Annotated in this window: 24 protein-coding genes; 11 read left to right on the top strand and 13 right to left on the bottom strand. The window is 36.0% G+C overall.

The window, feature by feature from the left end; genetic code table 11:
- Positions 1–11: 11 nt before the first annotated feature.
- The 3 genes from nirK to ACVFVN_RS12960 all read right to left on the bottom strand — a co-directional run bounded on the left by nirK (position 12) and on the right by ACVFVN_RS12960 (position 2,353).
- Positions 12–1,049, bottom strand: a complete 1,038-nt coding sequence (gene nirK / locus ACVFVN_RS12970; protein WP_456235594.1) for a copper-containing nitrite reductase — start codon at positions 1,047–1,049, stop codon at positions 12–14.
- 146 nt (positions 1,050–1,195) lie between these two features.
- Positions 1,196–1,627 (bottom strand): RrF2 family transcriptional regulator, encoded by a 432-nt coding sequence (locus ACVFVN_RS12965; protein WP_165130511.1) that lies wholly within the window; start codon positions 1,625–1,627, stop codon positions 1,196–1,198.
- A 78-nt stretch (positions 1,628–1,705) separates the two neighbouring features.
- A complete protein-coding gene (locus tag ACVFVN_RS12960; protein WP_456235593.1) occupies positions 1,706–2,353 on the bottom strand; it encodes an outer membrane beta-barrel protein in 648 nt (215 codons plus the stop codon).
- 272 nt (positions 2,354–2,625) lie between these two features.
- Here ACVFVN_RS12960 and ACVFVN_RS12955 point away from each other — a divergent pair, with 272 nt between their 5' ends.
- Both ACVFVN_RS12955 and ACVFVN_RS12950 read left to right on the top strand, forming a co-directional pair.
- Positions 2,626–2,985, top strand: coding sequence for a hypothetical protein (locus tag ACVFVN_RS12955; protein WP_456235592.1), 360 nt, complete (start codon positions 2,626–2,628; stop codon positions 2,983–2,985).
- A 68-nt stretch (positions 2,986–3,053) separates the two neighbouring features.
- The gene (locus ACVFVN_RS12950; protein ID WP_456235591.1) at positions 3,054–5,081 is read left to right on the top strand and encodes a TonB-dependent receptor domain-containing protein; all 2,028 of its coding nucleotides are present in this window, start codon (positions 3,054–3,056) and stop codon (positions 5,079–5,081) included.
- Positions 5,082–5,144: 63 nt separating this feature from the next.
- Here ACVFVN_RS12950 and ACVFVN_RS12945 read toward each other — a convergent pair whose 3' ends face one another.
- Both ACVFVN_RS12945 and ACVFVN_RS12940 read right to left on the bottom strand, forming a co-directional pair.
- Complete coding sequence (locus ACVFVN_RS12945) at positions 5,145–6,254, bottom strand: 5-(carboxyamino)imidazole ribonucleotide synthase (RefSeq protein ID WP_456235590.1); 1,110 nt, start codon at positions 6,252–6,254, stop codon at positions 5,145–5,147.
- A gap of 36 nt (positions 6,255–6,290) precedes the next feature.
- Positions 6,291–6,623, bottom strand: a complete 333-nt coding sequence (locus ACVFVN_RS12940; RefSeq protein ID WP_456235589.1) for a zinc ribbon domain-containing protein YjdM — start codon at positions 6,621–6,623, stop codon at positions 6,291–6,293.
- A gap of 119 nt (positions 6,624–6,742) precedes the next feature.
- On the opposite strand from ACVFVN_RS12940, the gene ACVFVN_RS12935 reads away from it, so the two are divergent.
- Together ACVFVN_RS12935 and ACVFVN_RS12930 are read left to right on the top strand one after the other, a co-directional pair.
- On the top strand, positions 6,743–7,573 hold the full coding sequence (locus tag ACVFVN_RS12935; protein WP_165130499.1) for a sulfite exporter TauE/SafE family protein: 831 nt from the start codon (positions 6,743–6,745) through the stop codon (positions 7,571–7,573).
- Positions 7,570–7,947, top strand: coding sequence for a DUF1634 domain-containing protein (locus ACVFVN_RS12930; protein ID WP_165130498.1), 378 nt, complete (start codon positions 7,570–7,572; stop codon positions 7,945–7,947). Before ACVFVN_RS12935 ends, ACVFVN_RS12930 begins: the two co-directional genes overlap by 4 nt.
- A gap of 9 nt (positions 7,948–7,956) precedes the next feature.
- On the opposite strand, the gene ACVFVN_RS12925 is transcribed toward ACVFVN_RS12930, so the two are convergent.
- The 6 genes from ACVFVN_RS12925 to ACVFVN_RS12900 all read right to left on the bottom strand — a co-directional run bounded on the left by ACVFVN_RS12925 (position 7,957) and on the right by ACVFVN_RS12900 (position 14,817).
- Entirely contained in the window at positions 7,957–9,015 is a 1,059-nt protein-coding gene (locus tag ACVFVN_RS12925; protein WP_456235588.1) for a diphosphomevalonate/mevalonate 3,5-bisphosphate decarboxylase family protein, read from the bottom strand.
- A 76-nt stretch (positions 9,016–9,091) separates the two neighbouring features.
- Positions 9,092–10,852, bottom strand: a complete 1,761-nt coding sequence (locus tag ACVFVN_RS12920; protein ID WP_456235587.1) for an AMP-dependent synthetase/ligase — start codon at positions 10,850–10,852, stop codon at positions 9,092–9,094.
- Positions 10,849–11,877, bottom strand: coding sequence for an NAD-dependent epimerase/dehydratase family protein (locus tag ACVFVN_RS12915; RefSeq protein WP_456235586.1), 1,029 nt, complete (start codon positions 11,875–11,877; stop codon positions 10,849–10,851). Before ACVFVN_RS12915 ends, ACVFVN_RS12920 begins: the two co-directional genes overlap by 4 nt.
- Positions 11,878–11,941: 64 nt before the next feature.
- Complete coding sequence (locus ACVFVN_RS12910; protein WP_456235585.1) at positions 11,942–12,721, bottom strand: alpha/beta fold hydrolase; 780 nt, start codon at positions 12,719–12,721, stop codon at positions 11,942–11,944.
- Between the two features lie 85 nt (positions 12,722–12,806).
- Positions 12,807–13,529 carry a pyridoxine 5'-phosphate synthase gene (locus ACVFVN_RS12905; RefSeq protein WP_165130494.1) on the bottom strand — a complete coding sequence of 241 codons (723 nt, stop codon included), beginning with the start codon at positions 13,527–13,529 and terminating at the stop codon, positions 12,807–12,809.
- Between the two features lie 22 nt (positions 13,530–13,551).
- Positions 13,552–14,817 (bottom strand): mechanosensitive ion channel family protein, encoded by a 1,266-nt coding sequence (locus ACVFVN_RS12900; RefSeq protein WP_165130493.1) that lies wholly within the window; start codon positions 14,815–14,817, stop codon positions 13,552–13,554.
- A 68-nt stretch (positions 14,818–14,885) separates the two neighbouring features.
- Between ACVFVN_RS12900 and ACVFVN_RS12895 the strand changes: the two genes are divergently transcribed.
- Both ACVFVN_RS12895 and ACVFVN_RS12890 read left to right on the top strand, forming a co-directional pair.
- Entirely contained in the window at positions 14,886–15,374 is a 489-nt protein-coding gene (locus ACVFVN_RS12895) for a DUF456 domain-containing protein (RefSeq protein ID WP_456235584.1), read from the top strand.
- A 12-nt stretch (positions 15,375–15,386) separates the two neighbouring features.
- Positions 15,387–15,845, top strand: coding sequence for a hypothetical protein (locus tag ACVFVN_RS12890; RefSeq protein ID WP_165130491.1), 459 nt, complete (start codon positions 15,387–15,389; stop codon positions 15,843–15,845).
- Between the two features lie 2 nt (positions 15,846–15,847).
- Here ACVFVN_RS12890 and ACVFVN_RS12885 read toward each other — a convergent pair whose 3' ends face one another.
- On the bottom strand, positions 15,848–16,489 hold the full coding sequence (locus ACVFVN_RS12885) for a uracil-DNA glycosylase (protein WP_456235583.1): 642 nt from the start codon (positions 16,487–16,489) through the stop codon (positions 15,848–15,850).
- Positions 16,490–16,579: 90 nt separating this feature from the next.
- On the opposite strand from ACVFVN_RS12885, the gene ACVFVN_RS12880 reads away from it, so the two are divergent.
- From ACVFVN_RS12880 to ACVFVN_RS12865, 4 genes are all read left to right on the top strand, one after another.
- Entirely contained in the window at positions 16,580–17,935 is a 1,356-nt protein-coding gene (locus ACVFVN_RS12880; protein ID WP_456235582.1) for an AAA family ATPase, read from the top strand.
- Positions 17,936–18,000: 65 nt separating this feature from the next.
- Positions 18,001–19,110: a peptide chain release factor 2 gene (prfB, locus tag ACVFVN_RS12875; RefSeq protein ID WP_165130488.1), complete on the top strand. Its 1,110-nt coding sequence runs from the start codon at positions 18,001–18,003 to the stop codon at positions 19,108–19,110.
- A gap of 84 nt (positions 19,111–19,194) precedes the next feature.
- A complete protein-coding gene (locus ACVFVN_RS12870; RefSeq protein WP_165130486.1) occupies positions 19,195–19,881 on the top strand; it encodes a DedA family protein in 687 nt (228 codons plus the stop codon).
- 104 nt (positions 19,882–19,985) lie between these two features.
- Positions 19,986–20,666 (top strand): Bax inhibitor-1/YccA family protein, encoded by a 681-nt coding sequence (locus ACVFVN_RS12865; protein ID WP_456235581.1) that lies wholly within the window; start codon positions 19,986–19,988, stop codon positions 20,664–20,666.
- Positions 20,667–20,701: 35 nt separating this feature from the next.
- On the opposite strand, the gene ACVFVN_RS12860 is transcribed toward ACVFVN_RS12865, so the two are convergent.
- The gene (locus tag ACVFVN_RS12860; RefSeq protein ID WP_456235580.1) at positions 20,702–21,016 is read right to left on the bottom strand and encodes a DUF4286 family protein; all 315 of its coding nucleotides are present in this window, start codon (positions 21,014–21,016) and stop codon (positions 20,702–20,704) included.
- A gap of 172 nt (positions 21,017–21,188) precedes the next feature.
- Between ACVFVN_RS12860 and gyrA the strand changes: the two genes are divergently transcribed.
- A complete protein-coding gene (gene gyrA / locus ACVFVN_RS12855; protein ID WP_456235579.1) occupies positions 21,189–23,753 on the top strand; it encodes a DNA gyrase subunit A in 2,565 nt (854 codons plus the stop codon).
- Position 23,754: the final 1 nt, after the last annotated feature.

The following is a 23,754-nucleotide window of genomic DNA, read 5'->3' as shown; positions in this document are numbered from 1 at the left end:
TTACTATGGAACTATTTATTTGATTTAAAAACCTTATGGTTGTCTGGCCCAGTAATTTTAATTTTACCCAAAGCGCCTTTGTTGAAAGCTCTGAAAATAGCGTGGTCAACAATCACATATTCACCAGGAACAGTTGCTTTAAACTCTGCAATGGCAGCGCCTCCAGGAGGAATTACAGTAGTTTGCACGTTTTCATTAATTAAGCTTCCACCTTCAACATATACTCTATCGAAAATTTCCCCGATTAAATGGAAAGAAGACGTCATGTTTGGACCACCGTTTCCTACAAAGAATCTTACTGTTTCGCCTACTTTGGCTTCCAATTCTCCTTTACCTAGCAAAGCACCTGTATGTCCGTTGAACACTACATAATCTGGATGTTCTGCAATGGCTTTATCCATATCAAATTCTTGCAATCCTTTGTCTCCAAATTTTCCTTTGGTATAGAAATCACCTTGCATAATGTAGAATTCTTTATCCACTTTTGGAAGACCTCCTTCAGGTTCAATTAAAATCAAACCATACATTCCGTTGGCGATGTGCATTCCAACGGGTGCAGTGGCACAATGGTACACATACAATCCAGGATTTAAAGCTTTAAAATTAAACACCGCTTCTTTTCCGGGTGCCACGAAAGTAGCTTCTGCACCACCTCCAGGACCATTTACCGCATGAAGGTCGATATTATGAGGGAAAACTGAGTTTTCATTATTTTTAAGGTGAAATTCAATTTCGTCACCTACTCTTGCACGGATAAAACTTCCTGGAACCGAACCACCGAATGTCCAGAAATTGTATTGCGTTCCGTCCGCTAACTCTCCTGTTTTCTCAATAGTTTCAAGACGAACGATGAGTTTTTTGGCAGCACGATCTCCGATGGGAGCAGGAACGTTGGGAGCTTCTGTTAATTTTGCTTCTTCTGCTTCTCCTGCAACTGCGATATTTTCTGTATCGGCAGATTTCGAAGATGGGCCTGATGTATTCTCTTTACATGCATTAATCGAAAGTCCTGCAAGTAAAATGGCTAAGGGGAAAATGTACTTTTTCATGATGGTTTACATTTAATAGTGAACGGTTGTAATTTTTATTTTATTTATTTGAATTAAGCTTAATAAAGGATAACTGAACTTTAATTTATTTAATTAAATACTATAATATATTTTTATCTTTTTTAATGTAAAAAATAGATTTCTCTCTATCTTCTTAAAAATATTTTCTGAGCTTCTAATTGGCTAACAAAATCTCCAATTTTCATTTCATTCAGCATATTTTGCAAATTATTTCTGATATGCCTAAACTCATTATGAACTGGACAAGGATGCGATTCTGAACATTCTTTCAATCCTAAGGCGCAACCTGTAAAAATTTTGTCACCATCCATTTCTTTTACAATTTCTGCTAAAGAACGGTTAAGACTAATACTATCTAAATAAAAACCGCCTGTTGGTCCTTTTGCAGATTGTACGAAACCTTTTCTGCTGAGATCCTGCAATATTTTTGCGATAAAATATTCAGGAGAATCTATTCCGCTTGCAATATCCTTAATACCAATTCTTCCGCCATCTTTCGTCTGCTGAGTGATGTAGATTAAGGCTCTCAAAGCGTATTCACAAGTTTTGGAAAACATATTCTTTCTTTTTTCTATGACAAAGTTAAATCTAATTCTCCAATAAAAGATAAAAAACTCTTTTATTTGGATATGACTTTAATCAGCTTTATTTTTTGCGGGAATAATATACTTCACTCCCAATTGGATATTGGCCAAATTAGCTTCCATATTGAAACGATTTTTACTAGCATCGCTCTCTTTATAATTCGTATTGAAATATCCAATTTCACCGATACTTGCCGCAATTTTCCAACGTGGACTCAAAAAATAATCAATTCCGGGTTTTATACTTACACCAAAACTAGAATACGAATTTTTGCTTTGTGCATCACCTACTCCATTGTTAGAAATTGTTGTGTGTTTTACATTTCCAAATTCTAAAGGAAAATCTAATTGACAAAACAAACTGAATTTAGAATCCAGAACCCAAAATTTTCTAAGAGAAGGTGTCACAACGAAAGCCGAAGTTTTATTTTCTAAACTAAAAACATCCAAGTTTGCATTCTGAGATTGCGATTTGTCGATGTCTTGCTTATAACCTGCACTCAGCACAACTGCCCAATTGGGCGCAAAAAAATATCCATAAGTCGGCAAAAACTTGTAGGATTCCATACTGCTGTTTTTAGAATGATCTTTGGTGTTTGAATAGCCTATTTGTCCAGAAATAAACTGAGTCCCTTGCGGAACTTGGGCACTTGTCATTCCGAAACACAAAAAACCTGATAAGAGAATGATACGTTTCATGATTTTGAATTTTTAATGATTAAATTTTAAAAACATGTAAATCTAAATAATAAAAGACTAAAAGGTATTTTATTTTAATATGATAAATTTCAGCCTGTATAAAATGTGCTATTAAAATTTCAATATTTTGAATAAAACATCTTAAAGCAATAATGTAAAAAATTAATAATCAAGGCTTTATATTTAATATTCAACAAATAACAATTCTATATTTAATAATGTAAGATAAAAGTCATATTGAAATTATTGAGAATTGAGGCTACATTTGGGTTATGAAACTTTGGTTTTCCATACTATATTCTAGCTTGATTTTGCTTTGCAGCAGCCAATCTGCATTGCTAGAGTTAGATTATGCCATTAACCAAGATTTCTACGAATTGCATTGTGAGAACAAAGACCAACCAGAGCTCGATTGTCATGGAAAATGTCAAATATCACAAACCGAAAATCCCAATATTGCCAATTCGCAACTTCTGAAAATCTGTTTCGATTACAGTTTTATTAGTCCAAAAATCATCAATTTTGAAGAAAAAGTTTCTTTCACTTTACAAAATCGTGATGTAAATATTTTCCAAAACCAAATTTATATTTCTCCATCTTTTGAAATCGCGGAAGAACCGCCAACTGTATAGACTTTTTCTAAGATTTATTAAGCTTGGTTTCATATATCAAGTTCCGTTTAATTATTAATAAATTAATCATGTCTCATACAATTATAAAAGCTTTTCCGAAGATTAGCCTAGGTCTTTTTTGCAGTATTGCTAGCCTTAATTTTCTTCATGCACAACAAAATGACAGCCTTCAAATACAAAATATTGAAGTCGTAAAACTCACAAAATTCACATCAAAAAACCATCAAAATTCTAAACAAATCAAGGTAAGTTCCAACCAACTTTTGGATCACGATGCGGGAAATTTCCTTAAAACGCTTCCAGAGTTTTCGGGAGTTAAAAAAGCCGGAAACTTCGGCACAGATCCCGTTTTGCGTGGTTTCAAATACGAGCAACTCAATATCGTAACAGATGGCTCCACCTACGCGATCAACGCTTGTCCGAACCGCATGGATCCTTCTATTTCTCAGATTAATATGAATACCGTAAAAGAAGCGAACATTTACAAAGGTCCTTATCAATTTCGTTTTGGTCCTGCGGTGGGCGGCACGATTAATTTTATATCAGAAAAGCCAAAATTCACCGACAGTTTAAAATTTAGAAACCGTTTTTCTAGCAGTTACGACAGCAATGGCAGCATTTTTAAAAATGAATGGTTAAGTCAATTAACTTCAAAGAAATTCAATCTTGATATTTTCGCCAGTTACAACGATGGCGACAGATACAAAGATGGCAACGGCGACGAAGTTCGAGCAGCCTTCAAACGCTATTCTGTGGGGACGAAAGCACAATATCAATGGAATGAAAATAATGTAAGTAGCTTGAATGTAACAACCAATCAAGGAAGAAATGTAGAATTTGCGGCTTTAAAAATGGATCTTATTTATGACAAAACTTGGATGGCGCAATTGCAACACAAAACAAATTTTAGAAATTCAGTTTTAAAGGAAATTTCTTACGCTGCCTACCTCACAAATGTTGACCATTCCATGGGATCGCCCAACCGAAATATGGTGAGCAATGTTTCTTCTAAAACTTATGGCGGACGTATAGAAAGCTTTTGGAAAAAATTGACTTGGCAACTTTTTTCTGGTCTTGATGTTAAACATGAAGAGGCAAAAAGTCTTTCTATGACCTCGAAAATGCCAATGATGCCACGCGATGGAAGCAGTTGGCAAGATTCTCATATCAATCAATTAGGTTGGTTTAATGAGTTTACTAAAAGCTTTGGAAATAGCAAACTGACCGCTTCTTACAGAATGGATTACAATACTGCAAACGCCGAAGATTTGTCCAAATTATTTGAAAGACTGTACGGAAAAGCCGATAGCGAGCAGATTAATCATAGTTTTAGTTTAGGTTTTCAAAAGCAATTGGCCTCGCATTCGGATTTTGCCATTTGGGTGGGACGTGGACAACGCAGTGGAAGTTTAACAGAGCGTTTTATCAATCGTTTTGCGGTGGGAAACGACAGTTATGAAGTGGTAGGAAATCCGCATATAAAACCCGAAACTAATAATCAGGCGGACATTATTTATACGTTTCATACCGATAATTTTCATTTTCAAGCGGACGTTTTTTATGCTTTGATGCAAAATTATATTGGCGGCGTTCTTAGAAGGGACTTGATAACTGGATCTATGCAAAATCCGACCGTGCGACAAATTCAGAATATTAAAAAAGCCATGAAAGCAGGTTTTGAATCGAGAGCACATTGGCAATTTTTACCTAATTATAAAACCGATTTGGCAGTAGCTTACACCTATGCAGAAGATTTGGAAAAGAAAACGCCATTGGCAGAAATTGCTCCAATTAATGTAAAATGGAATCTGGAAGCGCAATATTCGAAACTTATTTTAGGATTAAATTATCGATTTTCTGGAAAACAAAATCGCATTCATCCAGAGTTTGGAGAACTGAAAACCAAAGATTTTTCGGTGTTTGATGTGTATTCGAATTTTAAATTAAATTCAAACATTCAATTCCAATTTGAAGTTAGCAATTTGTTTAATCACGCTTATGCGGAACATCTTTCAAGAACTTTGAGCGACAATACGCAACAACGGATTTTAGAACGCGGCCGAAGTTTTAATTTGGGTGTTTTCCTCAACTTTTAAGCTTACAAATAAAAAACGAGTTCAAACATTTTTTGAACTCGTTTTTATTATTTAGAATTTTATCTAAGCTTTTACCCTAATCATTGTTTTAATCTGAATCAGTTTTTCCAACAATTCTTCACGAGAATTCGCCAAAACATTGATATGTCCCATTTTTCGTCCAGGTTTTGTTTCCGTTTTTCCATAAAGGTGAACATAAGTTTTGGGCATTTTGAGAACATTTTCCAAGCCTTCATAGATGACTTTTCCTGAAAAATTGTCTGCACCGACAAGGTTTAACATGCCCGAAAAACCAAACGTGTCTGTATCTGCCAAAGGCGCATTGGTCACCACGCGGTACATCTGCTCAAACTGAGAATTGGCATTTCCTTCTTGACTTTGATGTCCCGAATTATGAAGTCTTGGCGCAGTTTCGTTAACCCAAACTTTGCCTTCCGTGTCCAAAAACAACTCGATGGCGAAAAGTCCTGGCGAATCGACAACTGCTAAGAATTTTTCAGTAATCGCTTCTATCTGCCTTGCTACATCGTCGCTAATGTTGGTTGGACAAATATTAAAATCCAGCAAATTCAATTTTGGATCGGCAACCATTTCTGTTACGGGAAAAGTTTTGGTTTCACCATTCTCATTTTTAGCCACAATTACTGATAATTCTTTATCAATATCGACCAATTTTTCTAAAACAGAATCTTCCACCCAAAGCTTTGCCAAATCGTTAGCATCTTTGATCAGCTGAACCCCTTTGCCATCATAGCCTCCTGTGTTAAGCTTTTGCACGAAAGGAAAAGGCATTTTTATTTCATCGGACGTGCCATCCATAATTTCGAAATCTGGCGATGGAATGTCATGTATTTTGTAAAATTCTTTTTGAAGAATTTTCTGCTGAATGGTTTTAATAATTTGAGAATTAGGAACCACTTTTACACCTTGTTTTTCCAATTCTTCCAGAGCAAGCGCATTAACATGTTCTATCTCTATGGTGACAACATCTTTATCTTTTCCGAAATCCAAAACCGATTGATAGTCATTAAAACTAGCTTTCGTGAAATAAGAAATATTGTGGCAAGGCGCATCAGCAGAGGGATCTATAGTATAAAATTCGTCATCATATTTCAAAGCATTCTGTATAAACATACGTCCCAGTTGTCCGCCTCCAAGAATTCCGATTTTCATTTTACTTTTTACTTTTTATTTGATTTAAAAGAATTCTTAAGCTTTTTTGACAAATTCTGACTTCAGAGCCATGGATCCGAAACCATCAATTTTGCAATCGATATTATGATCGCTATCTGGATTAAGACGGATATTTTTCACTTTAGTTCCTGCTTTCACAGGTTTTGGAGCACCTTTTACGGGAAGATCTTTTACAACAACGACAGAGTCTCCATTTTGTAATTCGTTTCCATTGGCATCGAGAATTTTGCTTTCAATATCAATTTCTGCGGGATCCCATTCGTGGAAACATTGTGAACAAGTCATAAGATTTCCGTTTTCATAAGTGTACTCCGACTGACATTTTGGGCAAATATGTGTATCGCTCATTTTTTAGAATTTTAAAATTTGTAGCCCAAATATACCGAAGAAAAACAAGAACCTAAAGTTTCCCTGAGAAAAATCCCGATTATCTTGTAAAAGCAAAGCATTAGAATTATATTTGTGGCATGACGGAAATCATCATTTTATTCTTAGGCGCGGTCGCAGCAGGACTTTTGGGATCGTTAACAGGATTAGGCGGCGGCGTCATTATTATCCCGCTTTTAACATTAGGTTTCGGCGTACCTATGCATTATGCGATTGGCGCTTCTTTGATATCAGTCATCGGAACATCTTCTGGTGCAGCAGTAGCTTTTGTAAAAGAAGGTTTTACAAATATGCGGATTGGGATGTTCTTAGAAATTGCCACAACCGCGGGCGCTATTTTGGGAGCTTTGGTATCAGGAATGTTAAATCCCAATACCATAGGAATCATCTTCGCAAGTATTTTGATTTTAACAGTTATTCTAAATCTTAAAGGAAAGCCCGATCATCAGGAACCACTTATCGAAGGCAGTCTAGAACACAAACTAAAACTTTATGGCACTTTTCCTGATAAAGGCGTTATCAAAAAATATTCGGCGCGACATACAATTCCAGGATTTTTTATGATGATGTTCGCAGGTGCTATGTCTGGACTTTTAGGAATTGGCTCTGGCGCGTTGAAGGTTTTAGCCATGGATAATATGATGAGATTGCCCTTCAAAGTTTCTACCACGACGAGTAATTTTATGATTGGGGTAACGGCTGTAGCTGGTGCTTTAATATTTTTTCAACGTGGCGAAATTATTCCTGTAATTGTAGCGCCTGTTCTTATTGGCGTTGTTGTAGGAAGTTTTATTGGTTCTAAAACTTTGATGGTTTCTAAAACTAAAAAACTGAAAACTTTTTTCGCGATTGTCATTACAATTTTGTCAATATATATGATGTATAACGGTGTAACTAATAATTTTAAATGAAAAAAGAATTTACAGACATCGACCTTAATCGTTCTGTTGGCAATCTGCTCCGTCTTGGGGTAATTTTGTCAGTTATAACTTCATTAATTGGTTTTATAAAATTGTATCTGGAAGGCTTCAAAATGCCAGAAAATTATAAAGATCTTAGCACGCCAACAGATCATGTATGGCAAACTTTCTGGACATCTTTAACCAATTTTGAAGGGATTGGCATTATCCAACTCGGAATATTAATTTTAATTCTTACACCGTTGATGCGAATTATTTTTGCGCTAATCGGTTACTTGAAAGAGAAAGATTATACTTACGTTATTATTTCGGCAATCGTTCTCTGCATCATGATTATTAGTTTTGTAAGTGGATACTCCCATTAAAAACTTGGATTAAAACTGCATCACATCTTTTACAACGCCACCTTTTTGGGTAAATTGTAATAAATCTTGATTGATGAAATTTTCAATTTTGTCTTGTTGCAAATCGTTCGGGAATAACAAATGGACATTTGCCCCTGCATCTAGGGTAAAAAATAACGGCAAACCAGTAATTCTACGGAAGTCCCAAATTCTATTAATGACTTCTAAAGTCCCCGTTTTCATCAAAATGAAAGCAGGATCGCTCATCATCATCATCGCGTGAAGCGTTAAAGCCTCGTGCTCTGTTAATTTTATGAACGCTTTCAAATCCCCAGTTGCTAGAATACTTTTCAGTTTTTCAAAATTTTCGTGCGCTTCTTGGAAACGTCTTTCTGCATAAGGATTGGTAGTCATCAAACCATGTCCAACCGTTGAGGATACGCTTTTTTCACCTTCATGAATCAACAATACCCAATCATTAAAATTTTTGAATATTGGATGGATTTCTTCATTGGGATATGCCACTGCAAATAGATCAGAACTCGTCGCAAGTTCCTGCGTTTTTCCCCAAACAACTAGTCCGTTATACAAGCTACGACAAGCACTTCCGCTTCCTAATCTTGCTAAAAAAGACGCTTTCTGGATTTTGAATTCTAATGAATAAGCTTCTGGATTAAACACTTCATCCAAAGTTATCAAGCATTTTGCAATCGCACCAAAACCTGATGCAGAACTTGCAATTCCCGAGCTGTGTGGAAATGTATTTTCGGTTTTAATAGTGTATTTTCCTTGAAGAATCCACGGAAGATAAACTTCAATACTTTTAAAATATTTTTCGATTTTTTCAGCGAATTTTTTCTCTTCGTTTCCTGATAAAAAAGTCTGAACAGAAAAAGCTTCGCCAGCCACAAACTCCATTGAGGTATTGGTTTTGCAATGATTCAAAGTATAACTAATGCTGGGATTAGCTGGAATTTGATTTTCATATTTCCCCCAATATTTAATAATCGCAATATTCGAAGGACAAGATTCTGTCACGTTTTGGTTAGTAATTTTAAAATCTTTATTTCCTAAAAATTGGCTTTCCACTTTTTCTATTTTATTTTAATTATTGATTTTTCTTATCGTTGTATTGTGGCTCCGACTTCGTAAAGTCAAACTAAAATTAGTTATACATTTTTTCGATAAGCTTGCTGTATTTTTCCAAAACGACTTTTCGTCTTACTTTAAGAGTAGGAGTCATCTCTCCCAAATCCATTTGAAAATCTCGCGGTAATAATGTTATTTTTTTGATTTTTTCGTAATCCGCCAAATCCTTTTGAAGCTCATTAATTTTTGAATTATAAAATTCAATAATTTGGGGATTTTCAATTAGTTCTTCGTGAGACGAGCATGTAATATTTTGCTGTTTTGCCATGTCATCCAAAGTCTCAAAATTCGGAACAATAATCGCGGTTACATACGAGCGTCCTTCCGCAACAAGAACTGCTTGCTGTACAAAAGCATCGTTGGTCAAAAGGTTTTCGATAGCTTGTGGCGAGATGTATTTTCCGTTGGATGTCTTCATCAAATCTTTGATGCGGTCTGTAATTGTTAAATTTCCATCTTTGTCAATCGTTCCGCAATCGCCCGTGCGGAACCAGCCATCTTCTGTGAAAACCGCTGCTGTCTCTTCGGGACGGTTGTAATAACCTTTCATAATACCATTGCCTTTTGCAAGAATTTCTTCGTTGTCCCCAATTTTAAGTTGAACACCAGGCAAAGCACGTCCAGTTGTTCCATAAACAAAGTTGGTTAATGGATAAAGCGCCAAAGTTGCCGTAGTCTCTGTCAAACCGTAGCCAATGGTTAAATGAATGCCCAACGCGTCAAAAAACTTCGCAATCTCAGGCGATATCGAAGCGCCACCACATGGCATAAACCAAAGTTTCCCACCTAGTTGGTTTTTAATTTTTTTGAAAACTAAGCTGTTGGCAACATTATATTTTACAGACAATCCCAATGGAATTGACTTTTCTAATCGTTTTAATTCGTGATATTCTGCCCCAATAGCCAATGCCCAATTGAAAATCTTCTGTTTGGCTGGTGAAGAATTTTTGATGGTTTCCTGAATTTTAATGTAAATTTTCTGATAAAATCTAGGAACAGAACACATCATCGTTGGTTTTACAATCGGAAGTTCTTCTGCAATCGTTTTGGTATTTGTCAAAAACGAAACTTTAGCACCACCATACAAGGATAGCAATGTCCAGCTTCTTTCAAAAACGTGTGTTAATGGCAAAAATGCAAACGAATGTTCGTCCTCGAAATTTTTAAATTTAAAAAATTCAAAATGGGCATCAAAAGCTTTCACAAAATTAGAATGCATCAACACAACTCCTTTCGGAACGCCAGTTGTCCCCGATGTGTAGATAATGGTTGCGATATCGTCTTCTGCCATATCTTCGATTTCCAATTGCTCGCTGGCTTTTAATATAAACTTCTGAAGATGAAAACTCTGGTCATGGATAAGACGTTCGTAGGTTTTGGTAACAATGATTTTTTCCAAATTTGGACATTCTTCCAACATCGCAATAGCATTGTCATATTGCTCTTTGTTGCCCGTTAAAATCATTTTGGCACCACTATCCTGAACCACGTATTTTGCCTGATCCTTCGTATTGGTCGCATAGATTGGCACCGTAATCGCACCTATAGCGAGAATTGCCAAATCCATCGTAATCCACTCTGCTGAGTTGTCGGAATAGATTGCGACGCGATCTCCTTTCTGGATGCCAGCCTCCTTCAAAGCATTTGCGGTTTTGAAAACCACCGTTTTGAATTTCCGCCATGTAATATGCGACCAACCGGCGCCACTTTTGAAGCCAATCGCTTGTTTTAAAGGATAGTTTTGTGCATTCGTTATTAGGAAATTCGCAATATTCATCGTTGATCTTGTATATAATTTTTCAAATGGAAATCGAGGCTTTCCATGACTGGAATGAATTGATAGTCCAATTGTTTTTTAATTTTTTTGTTGCTGATTTTGGATTCGGAAGTTATGGCTTCTATGTTGACTTTATTGGCCATTTTAAGGCTTGGTATAAGCCATCCTAAAAGAAAATTAAGCGCTTTTCCAATATTTAAAATCGATTTAGAAATAATGCTAACGGACGATTTTCCAACGGTGTGCCGTACTTTATTTGCAACAATTTCGTTTTTAACATTTTCTGAAACCAAAGCAAATCTCTCACTAAAAACATTAGAATCCATCAGACAAATGGCAATATTAGCAACATCGCGAACATCGATATAAGCCGACGAACCTTCTGTAGAAAAATTTGATTTCGCCAATTGTCCAAACATCTCACCACTACTCGATTTCCAGTTTCCAGAACCTATGATAATTCCTGGATTGACAATCACCACATTAAGGCCTTCTGCCGCGGCACGCCAAATTTCCATTTCAGAAAAATGCTTGGACTTGGCATAAGAAGAATGCTCGAACTTAGAGTTATAATCGCAAGTTTCGTCCTGAAAACCATCTTCATTAAAACCATCCAAAACTGCGATGGAACTCACAAAACAAAACTTCTCAACCGAAGAATCTTGAGTGGCATACAAAAGATTTTTGGTGCCTTCGATATTGGTTTTGTACATTTTGTCGCGATCTTTCGGATGAAAGCTGACTTTTGCAGCACAATGATAAACTTCGGAAACTTGTTGTAGACTTTGCTCTAAAGAAAAAACATCATTAAAATCGGTATCAATCCATTCAATTTGATTAAAATAAAATTCGGGCTGCTCTGTGTAAAACTTGAAAGAGTTTAACACGTCTTTTGTATCGCTATTAGGACGTTTTGTAGCTCGTACTTTTCTACCTTGTTTCAGAAGTTCCAAAACAATAACGCGCCCCAAAATGCCTGTTGCTCCCGTTACTAAAATAAATTGATCTTGTGGATGTGCCTCCAATCTGTTGTTATTAATTAATCAAATCCCGACAAAGATACGCATTGAAAACCTAAATAAAAACCTCTTATTCTCCAAATAAAAAAGTCTTAACCGCCGTTGCAAAATCCACAGGATTATTCGCTTGTACCCAATGTGCCGCATTGGCAATTTCCGCCAAACTAGAGTTCGGGAATTGTTGCTTGATTAAAAAATCATCTTGAGGCAAAATATAATTGGATTTTGACCCTTTAATAAATAATGTTGGCCCGTTGTAAACACCGAATTTAATAGCATTAGAAACAAATTCTGTATAGTTATCTGCTAAAGTCTGTAGGTTAAAACGCCAATCCAATTTTTTGTCATCATTCCAATACAAATTCTTCATCAAAAACTGAATAACAAAAGTTTCTGGGATAAATTCTTTAAGAACATCTTCCACATCATGACGCGATTCCACTTTAGAAAAATCAACCGTTTGTAAGGCTTTTATAATACCTTGGTGATGTGGCGGATAAGCTTTTGGCGAAATATCAACAACAATCAATTTCTCAACTTTTTCAGGGAAATTTATCGCACATTGCATCACGGCTTTTCCTCCTAAAGAATGCCCTAGCAGATAAGCTTTTTCGATATGATGCGCTTGCATGTAATTAATAATATCATTCGCTAAATCATCGTGTGTCATCGACGGCGAATGAAAACTTCGCCCATGATTTCTGAGATCCAACAAATGCGTCGGCATTAGTTCTCCAAATTCTTTTCCAAAACTTCCCCAATTGTCTAACATCCCAAACAAACCATGCAATACCAAAAGCGGCGTTCCAGATTTGTCTTCTCCATATATTTTTGAATGTAAAATTTCCATTTTTTGATTTTAAATTTTTGATTCTGAATTTCAAAACCGAATTTTCAACTTCTAATTTCTAACTTCTAACTTCTAACTTAACAATTTACCATTTCGCCAAACGCTTCAGATATGCTTGTATCGTGTTTTCTAATCCCATGTACAAAGCTTCAGAAATCAAAGCATGCCCGATAGATACTTCTAAAAGATTCGGGATATTATCTGAAAAATATTTTAAATTTTCTAAACTCAAATCATGTCCAGCATTGATGCCCAAGTTATATTCGGTTGCTTTAACAGCCGTTTCGTAATAATCTTTAATTGCAGCTTCTTTATTTTCTAGATAATGCTTTGCATAAGCTTCGGTATAAAGTTCGATACGCTCGGTCCCTGTTTTGGCCGCCCATTCCACCATTTCTGGATTTGGATCCAAAAAAATGGATGTACGGATGCCCGCATTTTTAAACTGAGCAACAATATCCGTCAACTTATCCAAATGCGTTTTGCAGTCCCAACCAGCATTAGAAGTTATAGCATCATCAGCATCGGGCACTAGTGTTACTTGTTCTGGCTTCACGTCCAAAACCATTTTGATAAAGTCTGGATGCGGATTACCTTCGATATTAAACTCTGTCGTCACCAAAGGCTTTAGATCATAAACATCTTTTCTCGTGATGTGTCTTTCGTCTGGACGTGGATGAATGGTGATGCCTTGCGCGCCAAATTTTTGAGCATCCACCGCAATTTGGGTAACACTTGGCACATCGCCCCCTCTAGCATTTCGCAAAGTGGCTATTTTATTAATATTGACACTAAGTTTTGTTGTCATTTTAAGTTTAAAATAATTAAGATTAAATTTTATTGACTTGCATAATTTCTAAACCGAAATCCTGAGCACCTACCAAAAGATGATCAAAAATATCGGACTGTACACGCTCATAATCCGCAAGATTCGAATAAATAGTAAAGCAATAAATCTCCAATGGAAGACCTTGCGGCGTATTTTCTAGTTGTCGAACGAGGATAATTTCTTTCTGTTCGATATCAGGATTATGCTTGAGATAAGTTTCGACGTATTTTCTAAAAACACCAATATTTGTTAATTGTTGGCGGTTAAGATCATTTTCTGGATTATGATAATCATTAAGTTCTTTGGCGATTTCGGAACGTTTTAATTTGATATAATCAGCAATTAAGTTTACTTTTTCTAAACGATCAAGATCTTCTTCTGACAAAAAATGGAAAGATTTAATATTAAAAATCATTGAACGCTTTATACGACGAAGATTACCTTCGGTCATTACTTGATAATTTCGAATCTCTGTGGTCATCAAATCGTAAGTCGGAACTGTAGAAATGGTTTTATCGAAGTTCAAAATTTTAGTTGTCAGTAGGCTTATTTCCATCACATTTCCTTCGAGGTTATATTTTGGAATTCCGATCCAGTCGCCTACTTTCAAACTTCTGGAAGTTGCCACATGGATTCCCGTTACAAAGCCCAAAATGGTATCTCTAAAAACCAAAACCAACATCGCAGTTATCGCCCCTAGACTTCCTAAGATAGTCCCCGAACTGATATTGAAAATAATTTTTATCGCAATAAAAAGCAATACAACGCCTCCAAAAATCTTTAGCGTTTGAGAAATTGCACGAAAAGCGATCAACTTGTAACTGTCTTTGACTAAGATATAATAATTTTCGACGGCGTTATAAAGTCGAAGCCCTAGTCCTGCGATAACAACCACTTGGCCGACATCCACAATCTTGTCCAAAACCCCCTTGGTGATCCTGTGCATACCTGCGTAAAAAATCGAGTCTAAAGCAAACGTACAAAGCCCTAAAGCAATAATATGTGCAATAGAATTAAAAAACTTCGCCTTGAATAAGGAATAAATAAATGGATATTTTTCGGGCTTCGAAAAATAGTTGGACACCAGTTTAAAAGCCAATTTTATTAAAAAATCCATCAAAAACAAAAAGCCCAAAAGAACCAAAATCTTGCAGGTCACCTGAAAAATCCAAGCGATATCTCCGCGGAAATACTGATCAAAAAAGACATTAATCTGATCACTGATATTTTGCAAAAAATCTTTGGTATCGTCCAACTCATCTTTCATATTGACAAAATTAACAATTTATTTTTCACCTAACCGAAAATCCTTACTTTTATATAAAATATAAAAATATGGATGTTGGACTGATTAGCTTACTTAGTATCATTTTATTAATTATTGGGCTTCTCGGCACTTTTTTACCAGTTTTACCTGGTTTGGTGGTGAGTCTTGCTGGACTTTTAATTTTTAAATTCGGGACCGACTCAGAAATGCCAATGTTATATGTTTGGATTTTTTCGGGTTTAACGATTATTTCAGGCATTCTTAATTATATCATTCCTGCAAGAACCAACAAAAAATATGGTGGAACACGCTGGGGAAGCATTGGCTCCTTTATCGGAACTATTGCTGGTATATTTTTAATCCCTATTCCTTTTGGCTTTCTTATTGGGATGCTTTTAGGCGTTTTCCTTGGCGAACTTTTGCACGACATCAGCGACAAGAAAAAAGCTTTTAATTCTATGAAAGGTGCTTTCATCGGCTTTATATATGGCGCAGGTTTTAGCTTTATGATTGGATTGGCCATGTTTTTGGTAGTACTTTATTATACTTTCTTTTAAATAAAATAAATTATGATACGTCCCACGATTATTACAACAATGATTTTAGCAAGTTTACTAAGCTGCGAATCACAAAAAACAATGGTGCAAAATAATGATACACCAAAGCAAACTTCACAAAGCAATATGTATAAAAATGTAGAAATTCTGCAAGGAAAAGACACCCAAATCGCCGATGGAAAAATCAATATTACTTTTAAAGAAATTATAGAAGATAGCCGATGTCCAGAAGGTGTAACTTGTGTGTGGGCTGGCGTTGCCATTGTCGAGATCGAAGTGATGACACCATCGTCGCGCCCAAGAACGATACAGTTGGCAACTATGGATTTGCCTAGCCGAAATCTGAAAAACACAGAAAATGTCTATGGTTATAATTTTACTTTAAAATCGGTAAATCCCTATCCAAAAGAATCAGGAAAACAAAATGAGGCACAAAAAAACATTTTAATCGACATCACAAAAACAGAATAAAACTACCAATTAATTGACGATTTTGAATGCTGTTCAAGATATTGATTAATTCTAGAAAAAGGCTGACTTCCAAAAAAACCTCGATGTACCGAAAATGGTGACGGGTGTGCGGATGTCAAAATAAAATGCTTGGCAGGGTTGATTAAGGCTGCTTTTTTTTGTGCAAATGCGCCCCAAAGTACAAATACAACATGCTCACCTCGGTCCGAGATTTGTTGAATAATAAAATCTGTAAACCTTGACCAATCTAGGTATTTGTGAGAATTTGGCTCATGCGCTTTAACCGTTAAACTTACATTCAGCATCAAAACACCTTGTTTTCCCCAATCCTCAAGATCGGTTCGGGAACGTTCAATGCCGAGATCCGATTTTAGTTCGAGAAAAATATTTTTAAGCGAAGGTGGTGCTTTCACACCTTCTGCAACAGAAAAAGACAAACCATTGGCCTGGCCGTCATTATGATAAGGATCTTGGCCGATAATTACAACTTTTATAACATCAAAAGGCGTCACCTTCAAAGCTCTAAAAATTTGATTTTTCGGAGGAAAACATTTATTAACACTATATTCATAGGTTACATTTTCCCATAATGTTTTAAAATACCCGGTTTCTTTAATTGGTGCTAAAACTTCTTCCCATGTCATTTCACAAAATTAAAGCGAATAAATTACTTAAACAAACTACTTAAAAATTCATTTTGTATAATTTTTGATAATTTTAAACAAAACAAAAACATGCTAAAAGATTTTTCGAGTCTTGCTAAAGACATCAACATACCGACCGAAAATTTAAAAAAATTCGTGCAGGATTTTGAATTAAGCCTCAGTTCTGTAATAACGAACGAAATGAATGTCACCCCAGAATTCACAAAATTTGTCAAAGAGCAAAAAGATTTTCTTTCCAAATACAGCGAAGATTTAGAAAAAGAAAAATCAACCGAAGACATTGCCAACACGATACAAAAACCATCTAAAGATGTTGAAGACCTCATCAAAAAAGAATATACAAACATTTTTGACAATGGACCTTACAAAACCTCGATTTCCAGTTTTAATATCGATCGAGAATTGGGTGGCGATTATCGATTCGTTTACGATTATTTCGGAAAAAAATCGCCTTTATGTCAAAAGGATTTTATCGGTTACAGCGATTTGTATTTTTATATTATAGACATGCTAGAACCCTTTACAGATGAAAACCAACTCAACAATTGGGGAATCCATCGCGCTGCGGGCATCATCTTGTATGGACCTCCAGGAAGTGGCAAAATATTTTGGGCAAAACGTATTGCAGATATTATTAAATATAAATTTGAGGCGATCCGAAAATCATTTTTAAAAACCAACTTTTTCGACCACGAAAAATCAGACTTCAACGACTTTTTGGTATCGATCATGAAACAGAAAAAAGTCTTATTATTTCTTGATGATTTCGATGTTATCATGGAAGAAAAAGAGGAAAAAGAAGATTATATCTGGGAGCTTAAAGAAACAAAAAATATTATTCTCCATACCATTGACAAGTTTGAGAAAGAACAAATATTAATGATTGGCGCGGCAAAAAACGTATCAGACATCGATCCAGAAATTCTAGCGCCTGGCCGATTTGACATGATGATTCCGATATTCCCACCCAATCCACAGGAACGCGCCGAAATGATTTTGTATTATATGTTACAAAATTTAACGCAAGATGCCACACTTTTAGAAGTTCTGAAATTCAACAAAGCAGACCAATTACCCTTCTGGCGAGAAAGCGCACAAAAGATGAAAGCTTTTTCAAATACGATGATTATCGACTTTACCCAAAGTTTGAAAAAGAGAATCCGAAATCTTTATCTTAAAAAAGAAGTTATAAGTTTAAAAATTGACCAAAGCCTTCTGGATGCCGCATTGAAAGAAGCGGCAGGCAAATTAACCGAAGAATACCTCAACAGCGTTCTACTTTTTTTAGAAGAAGTCAGCATCAACTCGGAAGAAGAATTTTACAAGAGAATTGTAACACTTAAAGACGAACTTCAATTTTACATAAAAAAAGAAGAGCCTATGCGAAGCATTGGATTTAATAAAGAACATCCAGACAATAATTAGTTGGCCTAAAATTATTATTTGTAGCTCTTAATGTCTAATTTTGCAAAACAAATTTTCAAATTCCAGTGATTAACAACGACCAAATCAAAGAAGTCAACGCAAGAATTCAAGATTTATACAAATATCTTCAAATCGAAAAAAAGAAAATCGAAATCAGCAATGATGACGAAAAAACTGCTGCGCCAGAATTTTGGGACAATCCAAAAGAAGCAGAAGTTTTTTTAAAACAACTTCGTTCCAAAAAAAAATGGGTTGAAGATTACGAAGATATTTTCACCGAATTTGAGGATTTGCAAGTCTTATTAGAATTTGCAAAAGAAGATCCTGAAAGCGAAAAAGAATTGGACGACAATTTCCCAAAATTGGTTGAAAAAATCGAAAACCTTGAATTTAAAAACATGCTTTCTAACGAAGGCGACGAACTCTCCGCAGTACTCCAAATTACATCTGGCGCAGGCGGCACAGAGAGTTGCGACTGGGCGAGCATGCTGATGCGCATGTACATCATGTGGGCAGAAAAGCAAGCTTACAAAGTCAAAGAACTCAACTTCCAGGAAGGCGACGTAGCGGGTATCAAAACAGTGACTTTAGAAATCGAAGGCGAATTTGCTTTTGGCTATCTGAAAGGTGAAAACGGCGTCCACAGATTGGTGAGAATTTCGCCATTCGACAGCAATGCCAAACGTCACACCAGTTTTGCTTCCGTCTATGTTTATCCTTTGGTGGACGACACTATAGAAATTAATATTAACCCAGCAGATATCAGTTTTGAAACCATGCGATCTTCTGGTGCTGGTGGTCAAAACGTTAACAAAGTAGAAACCGCAGTACGACTGCGCCATGCACCAACAGGAATTATTATAGAAAATTCCGAATCGCGCTCCCAGCTTCAGAACAAAGAAAAAGCCATGCAGCTTTTGAGATCGCGTCTTTATGAAATAGAACTCGAAGAAAAAATGCGCGCCCGAAACGAAATTGAAGCCAATAAAATGAAAATTGAATGGGGAAGCCAAATTCGAAATTATGTAATGCATCCATACAAATTAGTAAAAGATGTACGGTCTGGTTACGAAACTTCTGATGTAGAGTCGGTTATGAATGGAAATATTACCGGTTTTCTAAAATCCTTCCTTATGGCGGAAGGCCAAGCAGAAACTGACGAAAATCAGTTTTAAGAGCGATAAATTTTAACTAAAATTAACGCCCTTATTAATAGATAAAATTAATCATTTAAGTATATTTGTGCCACAAAAATTATTATGGAACACTTCGAAAGTTGGAAAGATTTATTAAACCCTGAGTTTTATATCAAAATGGGTGGATTTTGGCTAATATTATTCATCGTTTTTGCAGAAACAGGACTTTTCGTTGGGTTCTTTTTGCCAGGGGATTCTCTGCTTTTTGTATCAGGGATTTATGCCGTTGAAATTATTAAAGAAACTTTTGGCGGAACTGGCAACGATCTTCTGGACACGACCATCCTTGCAAGTTGTATTTCTTTAGCAGCTATTATCGGTAACGAAGTTGGATATTTTTTCGGTGTTAAAACTGGGCCTGCTTTGTACAAACGTCCGGACTCGATGCTTTTTAAGAAAAAATATCTTTACCAGGCACACGATTTCTTCGAAACACACGGAAGTCTTGCGGTGATTATGGCGAGATTCTTACCTGTGGTGAGAACCTTCACCCCTATCGTTGCAGGAATTGTAAAAATGGATAAAAAACGTTTTTTAATCGATAACATTATTGGTGCTGTACTTTGGTCATTTAGTTTGGTATTTGCCGGACATTATTTGGACAAATTTTTCAAAGACCAATTGGGAATAGATTTGAAGTCTCATCTAGAATGGATCATTATCATCATCGTTTTGATTACAACGCTTCCGGTGGTTATTAAGTTCTTTTTTGGTGGACCAGCAAAAGAACCAAAAGGTCCTACAGAATAAATTTTAATTAAAAATATCATCAAAAAGAATCTCGATCGGGATTCTTTTTTTGTTACAAAACTTTATTTTTCTATATTCGAAAAAAGAATACAAAACATCTCAATATGCAAACACTTGTTTCACAAGCTTCCGAAGCTGAAAAAGCGGAATTTTACAAAAAAACTTATGGACACGTCGCTTTGGCGATTTTAATTTTTATTGCCGTAGAAAGCTTTTTAATCAATATTGTTCCTGAACAATATATCATAGCTATGGTTTCGGGAAAATTCTTATGGTTATTTATCTTGGGTGCTTTTTGGCTAGCATCTATGTTGGCTAACAAATGGACTTTGTCCCAAAGTCGTTCTACCCAATATTTAGGACTCGGTTTTTATATCGTCTTAGAAGCCCTTATTTTCCTTCCTTTAATCTATATCGCTGTCGCCTATACAGGTCTCGAAGTAATTTATCAAGCTGCAGTATTGACTTTAGCATTATTTGTTGGATTAACCGCTTATGCTTTTTTTAGCAAAACCGATTTTTCTTTTCTAAGATCAATTATTGTCATCGGTGGATTTGTGGCTTTAGGATTAATCGTTGCGGGCGCAATTTTCGGTTTCAATTTAGGATTGTGGTTTTCTGTTGGAATGGTTTTAATTGCCTCTGCCAGCATTTTGTACGAAACCAGCAAACTAAAAGATGTCTATGCTACCAACCAATATGTTGGCGCATCCTTGCAACTATTCGCATCTATTATGTTACTATTTTGGTATATTTTAAGAATTTTGATGAGTAGAAAAGATTAATCAAATCGCTATATAAAAAAGAAAAGGCTCAGATGTTAAAATCTGAGCCTTTTTGGATTTAGTAACGTTGGAAAAACCATAACCTCTTGTCCAAAATTTTTCATAACTCTTTCTTCTATATTGGGAAGCTCACTAAGTAAAAAATCGGATCGCAAATCACTATTAGCAAACACCAATAACAGATTGGTATTGCGCCCCTCATTAACCATATCCGAATGGACTTCTGACAAAATATACTTGTCAACATCCATAAGATTTTCGATCATCGTATGTAGCTCATTCACACAATAATCATCCCATTCTGTAATTCTGTTTTCCGTGGTGTGAAAAGTAATACTTAAAATACTCATTTATTTGATTTTGATTAGATAATTAGTTGAATTCTGTAGGCAATATTAGGCAAAATTTTCGTATTTTAGCAGATGCGTTTGCTAATAAAGATTTTTAGCAAAAAAGTATTTAAAAACAAATTTTAATTAAAGAAAAATAGGGAATTTTCCCGATTAATTTTAAAGAATATAGATGAGATCAGAAGGAGAAAAGTTAATTCCTATCAACATTGTTGATGAAATGAAAACATCTTACATCGACTACTCGATGTCAGTAATTGTCTCGAGAGCTTTACCAGATGTAAGAGATGGACTAAAACCTGTACACAGAAGAGTCCTTTATGGGATGTATGGTTTGGGCGTTTTTTCCAATAGAAAATATTTGAAATCTGCCAGAATTGTTGGGGATGTTTTGGGTAAATATCACCCACATGGCGACAGGTCTGTTTACGATGCGATGGTGCGTATGGCACAACCTTGGAGTCTTCGTTACGAGCAGGTTGATGGGCAAGGTAACTTTGGGTCGATGGATGGTGATCCACCAGCAGCAATGCGTTACACCGAAGCAAGACTGAAAAAAATCTCTGACGAAATTCTTGCTGATCTTGATAAAGAAACGGTTGATTTCCAAAACAACTTCGACGACTCTTTGCAAGAACCAACAGTTTTACCAACCAAAATCCCTAATCTTTTGGTTAACGGGACATCTGGTATCGCCGTTGGTATGGCGACCAATATGGCACCCCACAACTTAACAGAAAGTATTAATGCCATCTGCGCATACATCGATAATCGTGAAATCACAATTGATGAATTGATGAAACACATCATCGCACCAGACTTCCCAACAGGAGGTATTATTTATGGTTATGATGGTGTAAAAGAAGCGTTCCATACTGGTAGAGGTCGTATCGTAATCCGCGCTAAAGTAAGTTTTGAAGAAGTAGGAAACCGTAATGCAATTATCGTTACCGAAGTTCCTTACCAAGTTAACAAGGCCGAAATGATTGCACGTACTGCTGAATTGGTTAAGGACGAAAAAATCCCTGGTATCTACGAGATCCGCGACGAGTCTGACAGAAATGGTCTACGCATTGTTTACGAACTTAAAAATGATGCTATTCCTAATGTCGTTCTCAACCTTCTTTACAAATACACAGCATTACAAACATCGTTCAGTGTTAACAATATTGCGTTAGTTAAAGGTCGTCCAGAGCAGCTTAATTTAAAATCGATCATACTTCACTTTGTAGATCACAGACACGAAGTGATTGTAAGACGTACTGAATACGAACTGAAAAAAGCACGTGAAAGAGCGCACATTTTAGAAGGTTTCATGAAGGTTATTGCAACCAAAGAAAGCCTAGATAAAGCCATCGCAATCATTCGTAACTCTGCCAATCCACAAGCTGCAAAAGAAGGATTAATCGAAGCTTTTGAACTAAGTGAAATCCAAGCACAAGCCATTCTTGATCTAAGACTTGCACGTCTTACAGGTATGGAATTGGACAAAATCCGTGATGAGTACGAACAAATCATGGCTTTCATCCACGACTTGGAAGATATCTTAACCAACGAGCCGAGAAGATACCAAATCATTAAAGATGAGCTACAAGAAGTTAAAGAAAAATATGGCGACGAAAGACGTTCAGAAATCGATTTCTCAGGTGGCGAAATGTCTATCGAAGATCTTATTCCAGACGAAAAAGTTGTATTAACAATTTCCCATGCTGGTTACATCAAAAGAACTTTACTTTCAGAATACAAAGTACAATCTAGAGGTGGCGTAGGTAACCGTGGCGCAACAACACGTGATGAAGACTTTCTAGAGTACATCGTGTCAGCAACCAACCACGAGTATTTATTATTCTTTACAGAAAAAGGAAAATGTTTCTGGCTAAGAGTATTCGAAGTTCCAGAAGGTTCAAAAACGGCAAAAGGTAGAGCTATCCAAAACCTTATCAACATAGAGCCGGACGACAAAATCAAGGCTTATATCCGTACCAAGGATTTGAAAAACCAAGACTACACAAGCCAGATGAATGTTGTAATGATTACGAAAAACGGAACTATTAAGAAAACATCTTTGGAAGCTTACTCACGACCAAGAACCAATGGTGTTAACGCTATTGAAATCCGTGAAGACGATATGCTACTTGGTGCAAAATTGACCAATGGAAATTCTGAAATCATGATTGCAACAAAAGCTGGTAAATGTATCCGCTTCCCAGAAGAAAAAGTAAGAGCTGTAGGTAGAACATCTATTGGTGTTAGAGGTATCGATCTCGCTGATAAAGATGAAGTTATCGGGATGATTGTAGTTAACGACTTGGAGAATGACACCGTATTAGTAGTTTCAGAAAAAGGATATGGTAAGCGTACCGCAGTGGAAGATTACCGTATAACCAACCGTGGTGGAAAAGGTGTTATCACCCTTAACATCACTGAAAAAACTGGGGATCTTATTGCGATACAATCCGTAACAGACGAAGATGGATTAATGATTATTAACCGTTCTGGTGTTGCCATCCGTATGAATACTTCAGAACTTCGTGTTATGGGTAGAAATACACAAGGTGTAAGACTTATCAATCTTAAGTCTAATGATGAGATTGCGGCTATTGCAAAAGTCGAAATGGACAAAGATGTAGAAGACGAAGGAGAAATATCAGAACATGAAGAAGTAAAAGATAACTCAGAAAACCCGACTAATACAGAAAGCCTAGACAATATAGAAGATAACAATAACGAAGAATAAA

The sequence above is a fragment of the Soonwooa purpurea genome, from assembly GCF_053891095.1.
Note: the sequence above shows the minus strand (reverse complement) of the source record. Positions and strands in the feature narration are given on the sequence as shown.

Coding starts and splice junctions, on each gene's coding strand:
- ACVFVN_RS12900 (WP_165130493.1), bottom strand. CDS start 14,817: ATGAAAGATGAGTTGGACGATACCAAAGATTTTTTGCAAAATATCAGT.
- ACVFVN_RS12895 (WP_456235584.1), top strand. CDS start 14,886: ATGGATGTTGGACTGATTAGCTTACTTAGTATCATTTTATTAATTATT.
- ACVFVN_RS12865 (WP_456235581.1), top strand. CDS start 19,986: ATGCAAACACTTGTTTCACAAGCTTCCGAAGCTGAAAAAGCGGAATTT.
- ACVFVN_RS12935 (WP_165130499.1), top strand. CDS start 6,743: ATGACGGAAATCATCATTTTATTCTTAGGCGCGGTCGCAGCAGGACTT.
- ACVFVN_RS12885 (WP_456235583.1), bottom strand. CDS start 16,489: ATGACATGGGAAGAAGTTTTAGCACCAATTAAAGAAACCGGGTATTTT.
- ACVFVN_RS12930 (WP_165130498.1), top strand. CDS start 7,570: ATGAAAAAAGAATTTACAGACATCGACCTTAATCGTTCTGTTGGCAAT.
- ACVFVN_RS12905 (WP_165130494.1), bottom strand. CDS start 13,529: ATGACAACAAAACTTAGTGTCAATATTAATAAAATAGCCACTTTGCGA.
- gyrA (WP_456235579.1), top strand. CDS start 21,189: ATGAGATCAGAAGGAGAAAAGTTAATTCCTATCAACATTGTTGATGAA.
- ACVFVN_RS12890 (WP_165130491.1), top strand. CDS start 15,387: ATGATACGTCCCACGATTATTACAACAATGATTTTAGCAAGTTTACTA.
- ACVFVN_RS12920 (WP_456235587.1), bottom strand. CDS start 10,852: ATGAATATTGCGAATTTCCTAATAACGAATGCACAAAACTATCCTTTA.
- ACVFVN_RS12880 (WP_456235582.1), top strand. CDS start 16,580: ATGCTAAAAGATTTTTCGAGTCTTGCTAAAGACATCAACATACCGACC.
- ACVFVN_RS12860 (WP_456235580.1), bottom strand. CDS start 21,016: ATGAGTATTTTAAGTATTACTTTTCACACCACGGAAAACAGAATTACA.
- ACVFVN_RS12965 (WP_165130511.1), bottom strand. CDS start 1,627: ATGTTTTCCAAAACTTGTGAATACGCTTTGAGAGCCTTAATCTACATC.
- nirK (WP_456235594.1), bottom strand. CDS start 1,049: ATGAAAAAGTACATTTTCCCCTTAGCCATTTTACTTGCAGGACTTTCG.
- ACVFVN_RS12960 (WP_456235593.1), bottom strand. CDS start 2,353: ATGAAACGTATCATTCTCTTATCAGGTTTTTTGTGTTTCGGAATGACA.
- ACVFVN_RS12910 (WP_456235585.1), bottom strand. CDS start 12,721: ATGGAAATTTTACATTCAAAAATATATGGAGAAGACAAATCTGGAACG.
- ACVFVN_RS12940 (WP_456235589.1), bottom strand. CDS start 6,623: ATGAGCGATACACATATTTGCCCAAAATGTCAGTCGGAGTACACTTAT.
- ACVFVN_RS12870 (WP_165130486.1), top strand. CDS start 19,195: ATGGAACACTTCGAAAGTTGGAAAGATTTATTAAACCCTGAGTTTTAT.
- ACVFVN_RS12950 (WP_456235591.1), top strand. CDS start 3,054: ATGTCTCATACAATTATAAAAGCTTTTCCGAAGATTAGCCTAGGTCTT.
- ACVFVN_RS12945 (WP_456235590.1), bottom strand. CDS start 6,254: ATGAAAATCGGAATTCTTGGAGGCGGACAACTGGGACGTATGTTTATA.
- ACVFVN_RS12955 (WP_456235592.1), top strand. CDS start 2,626: ATGAAACTTTGGTTTTCCATACTATATTCTAGCTTGATTTTGCTTTGC.